At 59.8% G+C, this 12,644-nt stretch carries 13 protein-coding genes; 8 read left to right on the top strand and 5 right to left on the bottom strand.

From position 1 onward, the window contains the following. Positions 1–205 precede the first annotated feature (205 nt). Positions 206–1,750 carry a trimethylamine methyltransferase family protein gene (locus AC2TAD_RS01440; RefSeq protein ID WP_480865620.1) on the bottom strand — a complete coding sequence of 515 codons (1,545 nt, stop codon included), beginning with the start codon at positions 1,748–1,750 and terminating at the stop codon, positions 206–208. Positions 1,751–2,164: 414 nt separating this feature from the next. Between AC2TAD_RS01440 and AC2TAD_RS01435 the strand changes: the two genes are divergently transcribed. After that, positions 2,165–2,683: an outer membrane protein gene (locus tag AC2TAD_RS01435; protein ID WP_480865619.1), complete on the top strand. Its 519-nt coding sequence runs from the start codon at positions 2,165–2,167 to the stop codon at positions 2,681–2,683. A gap of 6 nt (positions 2,684–2,689) precedes the next feature. Here AC2TAD_RS01435 and AC2TAD_RS01430 read toward each other — a convergent pair whose 3' ends face one another. After that, on the bottom strand, positions 2,690–3,877 hold the full coding sequence (locus AC2TAD_RS01430; protein ID WP_480865618.1) for a pyridoxal phosphate-dependent aminotransferase: 1,188 nt from the start codon (positions 3,875–3,877) through the stop codon (positions 2,690–2,692). Positions 3,878–4,135: 258 nt separating this feature from the next. On the opposite strand from AC2TAD_RS01430, the gene cysS reads away from it, so the two are divergent. Genes cysS through AC2TAD_RS01415 form a run of 3 tightly spaced genes read left to right on the top strand, consistent with a single transcriptional unit; the run spans position 4,136 to position 7,946 of the window. Beyond that, positions 4,136–5,533 carry a cysteine--tRNA ligase gene (gene cysS, locus AC2TAD_RS01425; protein ID WP_480865617.1) on the top strand — a complete coding sequence of 466 codons (1,398 nt, stop codon included), beginning with the start codon at positions 4,136–4,138 and terminating at the stop codon, positions 5,531–5,533. Then, on the top strand, positions 5,533–7,167 hold the full coding sequence (gene cimA / locus AC2TAD_RS01420; protein WP_480865616.1) for a citramalate synthase: 1,635 nt from the start codon (positions 5,533–5,535) through the stop codon (positions 7,165–7,167). Before cysS ends, cimA begins: the two co-directional genes overlap by 1 nt. Then, positions 7,164–7,946 carry a squalene/phytoene synthase family protein gene (locus AC2TAD_RS01415; RefSeq protein ID WP_480865615.1) on the top strand — a complete coding sequence of 261 codons (783 nt, stop codon included), beginning with the start codon at positions 7,164–7,166 and terminating at the stop codon, positions 7,944–7,946. The genes cimA and AC2TAD_RS01415 overlap by 4 nt, the downstream gene beginning before the upstream one ends. A gap of 4 nt (positions 7,947–7,950) precedes the next feature. On the opposite strand, the gene AC2TAD_RS01410 is transcribed toward AC2TAD_RS01415, so the two are convergent. Then, positions 7,951–9,177, bottom strand: a complete 1,227-nt coding sequence (locus tag AC2TAD_RS01410; RefSeq protein WP_170753011.1) for an MFS transporter — start codon at positions 9,175–9,177, stop codon at positions 7,951–7,953. Positions 9,178–9,274: 97 nt separating this feature from the next. On the opposite strand from AC2TAD_RS01410, the gene AC2TAD_RS01405 reads away from it, so the two are divergent. The 4 genes from AC2TAD_RS01405 to AC2TAD_RS01390 are packed head-to-tail and all read left to right on the top strand — an operon-like array spanning position 9,275 to position 11,373. Then, positions 9,275–9,907, top strand: a complete 633-nt coding sequence (locus AC2TAD_RS01405; RefSeq protein WP_480865614.1) for a DNA-3-methyladenine glycosylase family protein — start codon at positions 9,275–9,277, stop codon at positions 9,905–9,907. Continuing rightward, positions 9,904–10,569 (top strand): alpha/beta hydrolase, encoded by a 666-nt coding sequence (locus AC2TAD_RS01400; RefSeq protein WP_480865613.1) that lies wholly within the window; start codon positions 9,904–9,906, stop codon positions 10,567–10,569. The genes AC2TAD_RS01405 and AC2TAD_RS01400 overlap by 4 nt, the downstream gene beginning before the upstream one ends. A 4-nt stretch (positions 10,570–10,573) precedes the next feature. Then, the gene (locus tag AC2TAD_RS01395) at positions 10,574–11,068 is read left to right on the top strand and encodes an N-acetyltransferase family protein (RefSeq protein ID WP_480865612.1); all 495 of its coding nucleotides are present in this window, start codon (positions 10,574–10,576) and stop codon (positions 11,066–11,068) included. A gap of 2 nt (positions 11,069–11,070) precedes the next feature. Then, on the top strand, positions 11,071–11,373 hold the full coding sequence (locus tag AC2TAD_RS01390; RefSeq protein WP_170354269.1) for a putative quinol monooxygenase: 303 nt from the start codon (positions 11,071–11,073) through the stop codon (positions 11,371–11,373). Here the strand turns inward: AC2TAD_RS01390 and AC2TAD_RS01385 are convergent, their stop codons facing one another. Then, positions 11,374–11,799 carry a VOC family protein gene (locus AC2TAD_RS01385; protein ID WP_480865611.1) on the bottom strand — a complete coding sequence of 142 codons (426 nt, stop codon included), beginning with the start codon at positions 11,797–11,799 and terminating at the stop codon, positions 11,374–11,376. It lies immediately after the preceding gene. Between the two features lie 31 nt (positions 11,800–11,830). Beyond that, positions 11,831–12,436: a pseudouridine synthase gene (locus tag AC2TAD_RS01380; protein ID WP_480865610.1), complete on the bottom strand. Its 606-nt coding sequence runs from the start codon at positions 12,434–12,436 to the stop codon at positions 11,831–11,833. Positions 12,437–12,644: the final 208 nt, after the last annotated feature.

Genomic DNA, 12,644 nt, shown 5'->3' with positions numbered 1-12,644 from the left:
GATGCCTTTTTCCACTCGGCCGACATGCCCGTGTCGGCCGGGAACAGGGTGGGGCGGAATATTGCTCTTTCCCACTCTCTCACGGGACGGGTGCGCTCGTCCCATGCGCAGTCCAGGCCGCAGGCAAAAAAACACCGGGCGGTCAACGATATGAGCCTGGATGGCGAAACTTAAAGGGGGCTTCGGCCCCCTTTTTTTCCTACACTTACGTTGGCAAGTGAATGTTGAATTTCTCGCGAAGGGCCGCGTCCAGCATGGGATCGAACCGTGCGGGTGACGGCGTGGACAAGATTTCCTCTTTCCGGGCCGTGGCCTTGGCGATCAGATCAGGCTTGTCCAATTCGGCCCATTCTTTGGGAGACGTGCGGTCGCCATAAGTCGGATACACGTAATCCGCTTGCATTCGGCTTAGCGTTGCATCGGTGCCGAGGTAATGGCCCGGGCCGCCCATGCAGACTTCGGCGATCTGGTCGAGCGCCAGCGTTTCATCCGTGACTTCGATCCCACGAACACAGCGCTGCGCCTGTCCTATAATGTCATCCCCTAGGATCAGGCTTTCAAAACAGAAACCCAGCAATGAGGCGTGCATTCCAGCGGCCTCGTACACCATATTCACGCCAGACAATCCCGCCATGACATTCGAGCACATCTGCTCCCAGCCGGCCTGCATATCTGGCATTTTCGAGTCCGATGCGCCGGCCGCCGCGCCGCCGGGAAGATCATAGAACTGGTGCATTTGTCCGCACCCGGCAGTCAGCAGGGCTTGCTCGCCCGAGCCTATGGACATAGCGCCGGTTCGCAGGTCCAACCCAAAGGGCCAGGTGCCAAAAACTGCAGGTGCGCCTGGGCTTACGGCATTTACATAAACCAGTCCGGCCAGGCATTCGGCGGTGGCCTGTGTGATTGCGCCCGCGATGGTCGAGGGGGCCGTCGCACCGGCCATACCTGCGGACAACATTAGTACAGGCATTCCAGCCTTGATACACTCCTCCATCACTTCGCAACTTTCGGTGGCGAATTTCATCGGAGGAACAACGAAACAGTTCGAGTTCGATACAAATGGTCGCTCGCGCCACTTATCCTCTCCGCCCGCGATCATGTGCAACATCTCAACCGCTGGGGCGACATGGCTGGGCTCTGTGAACGACGTGCCGATGTGTTTGAACGTGCCAGAACAGGCGGCATACACGGTGTTCAGGTCCATCTCCATGTTATCCGTGATGTCACGACACACCATAGGGCGTTGAACGAAATGGATATTATCCAGTTGCTGACAAATCCGCGCTGCATCGTGCAGGTCTTGAACGGTCGAGTCCCGATACTCCCGACCATGGACGTCGACCATGCTGACAGCAGCGCCCGCGGTGCCATAGTGGACGCGCGTGCCCGACAGATCGAGATCCATCTGCCCATCACGGCTGTGCAGGGTCACGGAACGATTGGCATTGGCAATCGTGTCTTCGACCAGCGCCCGCGGAAAGCGAATGCGCCCGTCGTCGCCCAAGGTGCATCCAGCGCCGACCAGATAGTCAATCCCGCTTTGCGGCGCGTCCGCAAGCCCGATCGTTTCAAGCGCGGTCAGCGCGGCCTCGTGTATCTGTTCAACCTGCCGAGGGGTGAGCGGTTTCAGTGTTCCGCCTTCAAGGCCAGGGCGAACGGGGCGCAAGTGGTCGGGAAGGGCCGAGGCACGGGCCGCGCGACGTGCGGCACGGCCGCCGCTGCGAGAGGAGGTACGGGATTGGTCGTTCATATCAAAGTCCGATTGGTGAGTTGCGAGTGGTCTAAGGGCGGTTCAATCCCGGACTGGTCGCCCTCGGGCCGCGCGACCACGATCCGCACCGATGGTGCGGCTGATCAGCCGGATCTTCCAAACGTCACTGTGCATGAGGCTCCTCACCTTGTGGCATGCAGTGTTCCAAGTTGGGTCGCCTCATTCTGTTCTGTTTGCGACTTCGATGACCAAAAGCGAAACAAACCTGAGTTTTTCGGCACATAGATTACCTTAGGTAAAGAAATTACCCGTTTGATCCGGAAATCTGTTATACTTCGGTCACTTATTTAGCAGCAATTCGTGATCTCAATTGATTTTTAACGATTGGCTTCCAGTTGTATGGCACTCTGAAAAGAATACTCGAATGTTTTGATGAAAGGCTTTTGTAGTCTAATGAACCATCTGCTGCCCATCATTGTCGCGATGACACTGACCGGCACCATCTCGGCTTTCGCCGAGGATTGGAGCGGGGCTTATGCAGGATTCAGCTTTGGTTATGCGGATGCAGATGGCCGGAACGGCGCAAGCGGTAGTGATTCTAGCTTCGGTCCTCATGTCGGGTATGACCACGATTTTGGGAATTTCGTTCTGGGAGGCGAGCTTGAGTATAATCGGCTGTCTTTGAATCTGGGCCAGAACGAAGGTAGCCTAGACGGCATGACCCGCGTGAAACTGCGTGGCGGGTACGATTTCGGATCTGCGCTTGGGTATGTAGTTGTGGGAGCCGCACGAGTAGATTCGTCGGTCGAAAATGACACGGCTGCGGTCTACGGAATCGGTGTTGCCTATCCGGTCACCGATAGATTTGTCATCAGTGGTGAGGCTTTGCGTCAGAACTTTGACGACGTGACCCGTTCCGAAGGCGGCCTCGATTCCAACGTGTTCAATTTGAGAACGACCTTTCGGTTCTGACCACGGCTACTCTGCTGCATTCTGGTCAGCCAACTCTTTCGCGAAATCACATATGGTTTTTAAAGCAGACGCAAAGCGCACGTCTTCGATTGTCATGGCCACGCGAATATGTCCTTTAGCAGCAGTGCCAAAACTTTCACCAGGCATCACTGCGATTCGACGTTTATCCAACAATGCATTTGCGAACTCTAAACCACTGAGGCCGGTCGCTCGCACGTCCAGCATCAGGTACATCGCGCCTTGCGCGGGCACTAAACCGACTGTGGTCTGCGCGCTCAGAATTTCGACTGCCAGCGTCCGTCTGCGGCGAAACGGAGCCGCGATGCTGTTTTCAAGTTCATCTCCGGCGGTCAGCGCAAAATGAGCCGCGTCCTGAACGAAGCCGGGTACGCCGTAGGTCGTGTGTGTGGCCAATGTGATCAGATAAGAGATCACTTTTTCAGGTCCGACGACCCACCCGCATCGAGAGCCCGTCATGGCATGCGATTTGGACATTGAGCCAACGACCAAAGTGCGGTCCGCCATATCAGGCAGGCTGCGGGGCGAGATGTGCGCTCCATCCCAAACCTGCGTGTCGTAAACTTCGTCGGAAATCAGCCACAGGTCGCGTTTACGGCAGACATCGGCCAGGCCCTCGAGGGTCTGGCGGGAATACACGACCCCGGTAGGGTTGTTTGGCGTATTGATGAGCAACGAAACCGCACCGTCAGAGGCGGCTTCGATCTGCTGGGGGTCTGGCTGAAAGGCTGCCTTGGCTGTGGTTTGAACCGCCCGGTCGATGGCGCCGGCGCCGCGGATCGTTCCAGGGTAGGTGGCATAGTACGGGTCCAGGTACAGGCCAACATCACCCGGATCGCAAACCGCCATATGGGCCGCGAACAGAGCCGATTGACCGCCGGGTGTAATCAATACGTTGTTACGTGTGGTGGGAACACCGGTTCGCGTTTGAACGCGCGCAGCTACTGTATCGCGCAGCAGATCCGTACCGGGCACCAATGCGTATCCCGTGTGGCCTTGTCGGGCGGACAGATTCATCGCACGCAGAATTGACGGGTCTGTGCGGATATCATGTTCCCCAATGGTCAGTTCGGTGATCGCAAGGCCTTCGGTTATCATTCGTCGGGCGCGGTAGAATACGTCCCACCCGTCGCCGTCGCCTCTGGTCAATTGCTTAATACGCCGTGACAGTTTCATGATGCGCCTCTGCCTGTTTTGTAGCCGAAAGGGCCAGAGCGTTTTGTGAATGTCAATTTGAGGCAGCGTGAAAACAGGGGCTTGGCGGAACAATGCCCGCATGATAACCGAACTCTATGAAACTGACGTTCTGCATCATTACCTGCTGCATTTCCTGCTGATTTATCAAGCGGGCCAGTTTCTTTCGTTTTCATCCCTGAGACAAGTTGCTAAGCCCGCGCCAACGCGAGACGCCACGCCGTTCTTAGGAGCCGACCGATGACCACGATCAAACTGCACAACACAAGGACCCGGACGAAAGAGGATTTCGTGCCGATCAGTGCTGACAACGTGCGGATGTATGTCTGTGGTCCGACGGTTTATGACCGCGCCCATCTGGGCAATGCGCGGCCCGTAGTGGTGTTTGACGTGCTCTATCGGTTGCTGCGCCACACCTATGGCGCGGATCACGTAACCTATGTGCGCAATTTCACCGACGTGGATGACAAGATCAACGCGACTGCTCTGGCTCGGCAGAAAGCGGGTGCAGCGGGCACGTTGGAGCAGCTTGTGCAGGAACGCTCGGACGAGACGATCGGCTGGTACCTGCATGACATGGGCGCTTTGGGCGCGCTGGAGCCCAACGAGATGCCGCGCGCGACGCAGTATATTGGCCAGATGATAGCCATGATCGAGGACTTGATCGCCAAAGGCCACGCCTATGCAGCCGAGGGGCATGTTCTGTTTGCTGTGGACAGCTGGAAGGCTAAATACGGCGCGCTGTCTGGTCGTTCGGTCGATGACATGATCGCCGGGGCGCGGGTCGAGGTTGCGCCTTACAAGAAAAACCCGATGGATTTCGTGCTTTGGAAACCGTCGAGTGACGAGTTGCCGGGCTGGGACAGCCCGTGGGGACGGGGACGTCCGGGATGGCATATCGAATGCTCGGCCATGAGCTATGAACTGTTGGGCGAAAGCTTCGATATTCACGGCGGCGGAAATGACCTGATGTTCCCGCATCATGAGAATGAGATCGCCCAAAGCTGCTGCGCCCATCCCGAGGGCGAGTTCGCGCGGGTTTGGCTGCACAATGAGATGCTGCAGGTCGAGGGTAAGAAGATGTCCAAATCGCTGGGCAATTTCTTCACCGTCCACGACCTGCTGGATCGGGGTGTGCCGGGTGAAGTGATCCGGTTTGTGTTCCTGCAAACGCATTACCGCAAGCCGATGGACTGGACCGAGAAAAAGGCGCGCGAAGCCGAGGCGACGTTGCGCAAGTGGCGGGCGCTGACAGCGGGCTTCGAGCCCGCCGCCAGCGCGGCCCCCTCGGTGATCGCCGCGCTGGGTGATGACCTCAACACGGCGGGGGCTGTCGCGGAACTCCACCGTCTGGCGGCAGAGGGTGACGCAGCGGGCCTGTTGGCCAGTGCGCAAGTTCTGGGGTTGTTGGAGCCTGAAATGGGCGCTTGGGCCGATACGGGCTCGGCAGATCTTTCTGGTCATGCGGCGCGTCTGGCCGAGGCGCGGGCCCAGGCGTTGCAAAGCAAGGACTTCTCGGAAGTGGACCGGTTGAAGGCGGCCTATGTCGCAGCAGGGCTGGAAGTGAGGATGAGCAAGGACGGTGTGGAGCTGGTGCCCGGGGCCGGGTTTGACGCTGCCAAGCTGGAGGGTGTGTGATGTCGAAGGAACGGCTTTATCTATACGACACCAGCCTGCGCGACGGGCAGCAGACCCAGGGTGTGCAGTTCTCGACTGCTGAAAAGGTGCAGATTGCCAAGGCTCTGGACGAGTTGGGCGTGGACTATATCGAGGGCGGTTGGCCCGGTGCAAACCCCACCGACAGCGCGTTTTTCGAGGTTGCGCCAAAGACCTCGGCCCGGTTGACGGCCTTTGGTATGACCAAACGGTCGGGCCGGTCGGCCGAGAATGATGATGTGCTGGCCGCCGTGATGAATGCTGGCACGCAGGCCGTCTGTCTGGTGGGCAAGTCCCATGACTACCACGTGACCCACGCGTTGGGGACCACGCTGGAAGAGAATGTCGAGAATGTCCGCGCCTCAGTCGCGCATATCGTGGCGCAGGGGCGCGAGGCACTGTTTGACGCCGAGCATTTCTTTGACGGCTACAAGGACAATCCCGCCTATGCGGTTCAGGTCTGTCGGGCCGCGCTGGACGCAGGCGCGCGTTGGGTTGTTCTGTGCGACACGAATGGCGGCGCGCTGCCAGCCGAGGTGTCGCGCATTGTGACCGAAGTGATCGCCGCAGGTCTGCCGGGCGATCGTTTGGGTATTCATACGCACAATGACACCGAAAACGCAGTCGCCTGTTCCCTTGCAGCTGTGGATGCAGGCGCGCGACAGATACAGGGCACGCTGAACGGGCTGGGCGAGCGGTGTGGCAATGCGAACCTGACCGCTTTGATCCCGACCTTGTTGCTGAAAGAACCCTATGCATCGAACTTTGATATAGGCGTCACCACACAGGCGCTGGCCGGTCTGACGCGGATCAGCCGGATGCTGGATGACATCCTGAACCGGGTGCCCAGCAAACAATCGGCCTATGTGGGGGCCTCGGCCTTTGCGCATAAGGCGGGGCTGCACGCCAGCGCGATCCTCAAGGATCCCTCGACCTATGAGCATGTAGATCCGGGGGCAGTCGGCAATGCGCGGATCATCCCGATGTCAAATCAGGCTGGGCAATCGAACCTGCGCAAGCGCCTGACCGAGGCGGGGCTGTCGGTGGAAAAAGCCGACCCTGCGTTGGGGCGCATCCTTGACCGGATCAAACAGCGCGAGGCCGAGGGCTATTCTTATGACACCGCACAGGCCAGTTTTGAACTGCTGGCGCGGGATGAGTTGGGGCAACTGCCCGAGTTCTTTGAGGTCAAGCGGTACAAAGTGACCGTTGAACGGCGCAAGAACAAGTACAACAAGATGGTCAGCCTGTCCGAAGCCGTGGTCGTGGTGAAAGTCGACGGCGAAAAGAAGCTATCGGTCAGTGAGTCTCTGGATGAGGATGGCAGCGATCGCGGACCGGTGAACGCGCTTGCCAAGGCGCTGGCGAAAGATCTGGGGCAATATTCGCAGGTTCTGGCGGATATGCGGCTGGTGGATTTCAAGGTGCGCATCACCCAAGGCGGGACCGAGGCTGTGACCCGCGTCATCATCGACAGCGAAGACGGGCAGGGGCGGCGCTGGTCGACCGTGGGCGTCAGTGCGAACATAGTCGATGCCTCGTTCGAGGCTCTGCTGGATGCGATCCAGTGGAAACTGGTGCGTGATTGCGGGCCGCAGGCGGTGGTGGCCGAGTGAGCGTTGCCTTCGACGATGACGTAAAGGCCTGCGCCGCACTTGTGCATCGCGCTGATCCGGATCGGTTCATGGCGGTGATGGCGGCTCCGGTTGCGGTGCGACCCAAGCTCTTTCCGATTTACGCACTAAATGCCGAGGTGGCGCGCGCGCCGTGGGTCACGCAAGAGACGATGATCGCCGAAATGCGTCTGCAATGGTGGCGCGATGCGTTGCAGGAAATTGCCGAAAGTGGAACTGTGCGCCGCCACGAGGTTGTAACGCCCTTGTCCCGTGTGCTGTCGCCTCATCTGGCCGCGCAACTGGATGAGTATGTGGCTGTAAGGCGTTGGGATATATATCGTGATCCGTTCGAAGATCAGGCCCATTTCGACACCTATCTGGACCAGAGCGCAGGTAGCCTAATGGTTGCTTCTGCGCAGGTTCTGGGGCTAGCGGATGAGGGAGTTTTGCGCGACTTCGGCTATGCGGTTGGCGTGGCGAATTGGTTGCGCGCGATCCCCGAGCTCGAGGCACGCGGGCGCATTCCATTGTTGGACGGCACACCTGACGGGGTGCGGGCGCTGGCGCAAGCAGGGTTGGACCGGTTGCGGCGGGCGCGGGCGAATGCGGCGATGGTGTCGGCACAGGCACGTCCGGCGCTGTATTCCGGGTGGCAAGCCGAATGGGTGCTGCGTCGCGCCATTGCCAAACCGGATCGTGTGGCTGCCGGGGATATGGCGCAGGGGGAAATGCGGCGCAGGTTGTCCCTGATGTGGACGGCCGCGCGGGGGCACTGGTAGGCGATCAGGCGGCCTCGGGTTCCGTGGGCTTCAACACCAGCCACAACAGCGCGCCACCGGCCAAGGTCAACAGAGGGATCATGGCAAGGTTCACCGCCGTCCACCCCTCGACCGCCGAACCGCCCGAGCAGTTCATCAACCCGCCCGAAGCAAGCGAGGCAAAGGTTACGCCGCCGAACACCAGCAGGTCATTCAGGCCCTGCATCCGCCCGCGTTCATTCACGTCATGGGCAGAGGCCAGCATCGTAGTGGCCCCGATAAAGCCAAAGTTCCAACCGATACCCAGCAGGATCAGCGCGATGAAGAAATTGCCAAGCTCGACCCCTTGCAGGGCGACCACTCCGGCTGCGCCCAGAATGGCAAGGCCAAGGGCTACGATTCTCTCGACTCCGAAGCGGGCGATCAACTGACCGGTGAAAAAGCTGGGGATATACATGGCCAGAACATGCCCAGTCACCACATCGGCCGCGTCATTGGCCGAATAGCCGCAGCCGACAACCGCCAGCGGGGTTGAGGTCATGACAAGGTTCATCAGCGCATATGACACCATCGCGCAGATGATCGCGACCGCGATGCGCGGGGTTTTCAACATCTCAAGCCGGGTGCGACCTTTGGGTGCGCCCTCTGCCATTTTTGCCGGGGTCGGGATGTCGAGAAAGAAGAACAGGACAGAGCCGATCACATTCACCGCAATCACCGCCATATAGGTGCCGAGGAACGGGATCACATAGGCGGTTGAGGTCAGCTTGACGATCTGTGGCCCGATGATCGCCGCCGCAAGCCCTCCAGCCATGACATAGGAAATCGCTTTGGGGCGGAAAGCGTCCGAGGCCGTATCGGCGGCGGCAAAGCGGTAAAAGCCGTGTGCGCTCATATAGATACCGGTCAACAGGCTGCCTAGCAGAAAGATGGGGAATGACCCCAGATACAGGCCGTAAGCCCCGACCAGACCGCCAAGCGCACCTGCGGTTGCACCCACCAAAAAGCCAACGCGCCGTCCCCAGCGCTGCATGATGGCCGAGATCGGCGTGGCCGCCAGCATCGAGCCCAGCACGATCAGTGAGATCGGAAGGGTCGCCAGACAGGCATTGGTCGCCAGCGACTCGCCCGCCAAGCCGCCGACGATAAAGATCATCGGCATCTGTGCGCCCAGCACCGCTTGCGCGGCCACCAGAACGGCGACGTTGCGTTTGGCCTGGCTGTCATCGGGGGTAGTGGCGGTCATCGTCATGCGCTCATGGGTATCCGCGAAAAGCATGTCGCACAAGCGGGTTGCATATGCGTCAAAGCAGCCTAACGTGTGCGCAATCAAACAGCCTGAGGCCCGCATGTCCGTCGGACGTATCATCGAAACCAACGACTGTGTGCGTGAGGGGGCCGAGTGGCTGGGCAATGCCTGCCCGCGCATGGCCTATGCGCTGGATCAGGTGGGACCGTTGCCCCTGCGTCGCAAGCCTGACGGGTTCGCGCAACTGCTCAGCGCGATTGTCAGCCAGCAGGTCAGCGTGGCCTCGGCCAATGCGATCTGGAAACGGTTGCAGGACGCGAAACTGACCGGCCCGCGCAAGATCATGTGGGCCACGGATGATGACCTGCGCGCCGTTGGGCTGAGCCGTCAGAAAATTCGCTATGCCCGCGCGCTGGCCGAGGCGCGTATTGATTACAAGGTGTTACGCGATCTTCCTGACGCGGAGGTGGTCGCCGTTCTGACCGAAGTTCCCGGCATCGGGGTCTGGACCGCCGAGATCTACGCCATGTTCTCGCTGGGCCGCGCCGATGTGATCGCACCGGGCGATCTGGCGCTGCAAGAGGCCGCGCGTATCCTCTACGATCTGCCCAAGCGCCCGACCGACAAAGAATTACGGCAGATGGCCGACGCTTGGTCGCCCTGGCGGTCGGTTGCGGCGCGGGTGTTGTGGGCCTATTACCGGGTGGCAAAGGAACGAGAAGGGATCAGATGACTCGAGTATTGAATGCGCTCCGAAAAGAGCCTGTTTCGGGCGACACGCGCTCGGTCGTGGTGTTTGTGCATGGCTATGGCGCCAACGGGGCCGATCTGCTGGGGCTGGCCGAACCACTGGGTGAGCATCTACCCGACACGCTGTTCGTGGCGCCCGACGCGCCCGAGCAAATCCCTGGTATGCCCAACGGATTTCAATGGTTCCCGATCCCGTGGATCGACGGCTCGTCCGAAGAAGAGGCGCGCCGCGGGATGGAGATGGCGGTCGAGGATTTCAACGCCTTCCTTGACGCGCTGATGGTGGATGAGGACGTGCTGCCCGAACAGGTGGTGCTGTTCGGCTTCAGTCAGGGCACGATGATGAGCCTGCACGTGGCCCCGCGCCGCGAAGACCCGGTAGCTGGGATCGTCGCCTTCTCGGGCCGGTTGCTAGAGCCTGATCTGCTGCCCGATGAGACGGTCAGTCGGATGCCGATCCTTCTGGTGCATGGAGACGCTGATGATGTGGTGCCGCCGCAATCGCTGCCTGAGGCGGCCGAGGCGCTGCAGGCTGCCGATTTCAAAGAGGTTTACGCCCATATCATGAAGGGCACCGGCCACGGTATCGCGCCTGATGGCCTGAGCGTGGCGTTGGCCTTCATGCGTGACAAGCTGAGCCTTTGATCCAATGATCGCAGTCCGGCCAATGATGCCCGAGGATGTGGCAGCCGCGTGCCGGATCCTCAACCAGATTATCGAGATCGGGGGGACGACTGCGTTCGAGATCCCGTTCTCTGAGGCACTTTTTGCGCAAAGTTACCTGGAAGGGCCGGACAAGATTTGTTGTCATGTTACGCTGGACCGTGATGGCGAGGTGGCCGGTTTTCAGTGGCTGGGATCGCATGCAGAATTGCCTGACGACTGCGCCGATATCGCCACTTTTGCGCGCCGCGATCCGGTTCTGAAAGGTGTTGGGCGCGCGCTGTTTGCCGAAACCTCGAAACATGCGGCGGCTTTGGGGTTCAGCGCGATCAATGCCACGATCCGGGCAGATAACCGGCAAGGGCTGAGTTACTACGACAAGATGGGTTTTCTGGACTACTCGGTCGCTTATGGCGTTCCCCTTCGTGACGGCACACCGGTTGATCGGATTTCCAAACGGTTTGAACTGAGAAAGGGTTAGGAATGCTAGTCGTTACTGGAACGGTTGAGGTCGCGCCGGAAGGCATTGAACAGGCGGCAAAAGCCGCGCAGGAAATGGTGGCGGAAACGGTGAAAGAACAAGGCTGTAACATCTACGAATTCAGCCAGGTTCTTGGGCATTCCAACCGCTTCCGAGTGTACGAAGAGTGGGAAAGCCAAGCTGCGCTTGAGGCGCATATGGCCACGCCGCATATGGCCGTGTTTCAGGATGCTTTGGGTGAGGTTGGGGTCACATCCGCAGATATTTACCGCATCGTAGGCGGCGAAAAACAGCCGCTTCGGTGATCAATTCCAAAGGTGGGGTTCTGTGAACTCCACCGAGTTGCCCGCCGGATCGCGCACGTAAAGCGAGTGCGCACCGTTCGGCCAATCGAACTCGGCATCCAGGGGTACGTTCCAGTCCAGCAGGTGTTTGCGCATCACCGCGATCTGGTCGCGGGGCATGGACAGGCAGACATGGCCCGGTCCGCGCGCTCCATGAGGGGGCACGGGCAGGTCGGGGTTCAGTGGCGTTTTCTCGGTCTCGTCAGCGTTGAAGATCAGCAGAACCGTCGCACCCACGCGATAGAACACATGCCGGTCGGTGACCCGCTGGATTTTTTCAAGTGCCAGAACCTCACCATAGAATTGTTCGGCCACGTCAAGGTCATCGACGTACAAAGCGGCCTCAAGAATGCCCTGCGGGGTGGGGATATCCGACGTGATTTTCATGGCCTAAGCCTATCACAAACGGAGTTTTTTGTCACCGACGGGGTCGGCGGTCACGTTTACGCTGTGGTGCCGCGTTGATCGCGGGTTCGGGCAGGCTGTCCCATTGGCCGGGATCCAACCCGTCCAGCGTCCAGTCGCCAATCCGGGAGCGGATCAGGCGCAGGGTCGGGTGGCCTACAGCCGCCGTCATGCGCCGAACCTGCCGGTTCTTGCCTTCGCGCAGGGTCAGTACGATCCAGCAATCGGGCACTGTCTGACGTTCGCGGATCGGAGGGGTGCGCGGCCAAAGACCATCGGGTTCATCCATCATCCGGGCCTTGGCGGGGCGGGTCACGCCATCTTTCAACTCAACCCCGTCGCGCAGCGCCTTTAGCGCGGCGGCATCGGGCAGCCCTTCGACCTGTACCCAGTAGGTTTTGGCCATCTTGTGCTTAGGGTCGGCGATATGCGCCTGCAGCCGCCCATTGTCGGTCAGCAGCATCAGCCCTTCGCTGTCACGGTCCAACCGCCCGGCAGGATAGACGCCCGGTAGGTCGATGAAATCCGACAGGGTGCTGCGCGGTGTGTCCGCGTTCGCCCGGTCGGTAAATTGCGGCAGCACGTCGAAGGGTTTGTTGAATCGAATAAACCAGCTCATGGCCTTCGCCATAGCGCGGCGGATACTGTCGTGCAACCTGTGGATAACTGTCATGTGCCTGTTACGCAGGCAGCTTACCCATTCCCCGAGATATTGTGGATACTCAGGGCTTGTCAGAGTTTTAACACGATATATAGTTAACTTAAGGCCGGGGCGGGTGTTCCCCGCTCTGATGTCAAACGGGCAGAGCAGAGCGAGGAGCGATTCT

This window comes from Ruegeria sp. HKCCD7628, assembly GCF_057221005.1.
The sequence above is the reverse complement of the archived record's forward strand: the minus strand, read 5'-3'. Positions and strand labels throughout refer to the sequence as shown.

Coding starts and splice junctions, on each gene's coding strand:
- AC2TAD_RS01440 (WP_480865620.1), bottom strand. CDS start 1,750: ATGAACGACCAATCCCGTACCTCCTCTCGCAGCGGCGGCCGTGCCGCA.
- AC2TAD_RS01435 (WP_480865619.1), top strand. CDS start 2,165: ATGAACCATCTGCTGCCCATCATTGTCGCGATGACACTGACCGGCACC.
- AC2TAD_RS01430 (WP_480865618.1), bottom strand. CDS start 3,877: ATGAAACTGTCACGGCGTATTAAGCAATTGACCAGAGGCGACGGCGAC.
- cysS (WP_480865617.1), top strand. CDS start 4,136: ATGACCACGATCAAACTGCACAACACAAGGACCCGGACGAAAGAGGAT.
- cimA (WP_480865616.1), top strand. CDS start 5,533: ATGTCGAAGGAACGGCTTTATCTATACGACACCAGCCTGCGCGACGGG.
- AC2TAD_RS01410 (WP_170753011.1), bottom strand. CDS start 9,177: ATGACGATGACCGCCACTACCCCCGATGACAGCCAGGCCAAACGCAAC.
- AC2TAD_RS01405 (WP_480865614.1), top strand. CDS start 9,275: ATGTCCGTCGGACGTATCATCGAAACCAACGACTGTGTGCGTGAGGGG.
- AC2TAD_RS01400 (WP_480865613.1), top strand. CDS start 9,904: ATGACTCGAGTATTGAATGCGCTCCGAAAAGAGCCTGTTTCGGGCGAC.
- AC2TAD_RS01395 (WP_480865612.1), top strand. CDS start 10,574: ATGATCGCAGTCCGGCCAATGATGCCCGAGGATGTGGCAGCCGCGTGC.
- AC2TAD_RS01390 (WP_170354269.1), top strand. CDS start 11,071: ATGCTAGTCGTTACTGGAACGGTTGAGGTCGCGCCGGAAGGCATTGAA.
- AC2TAD_RS01385 (WP_480865611.1), bottom strand. CDS start 11,799: ATGAAAATCACGTCGGATATCCCCACCCCGCAGGGCATTCTTGAGGCC.
- AC2TAD_RS01380 (WP_480865610.1), bottom strand. CDS start 12,436: ATGAGCTGGTTTATTCGATTCAACAAACCCTTCGACGTGCTGCCGCAA.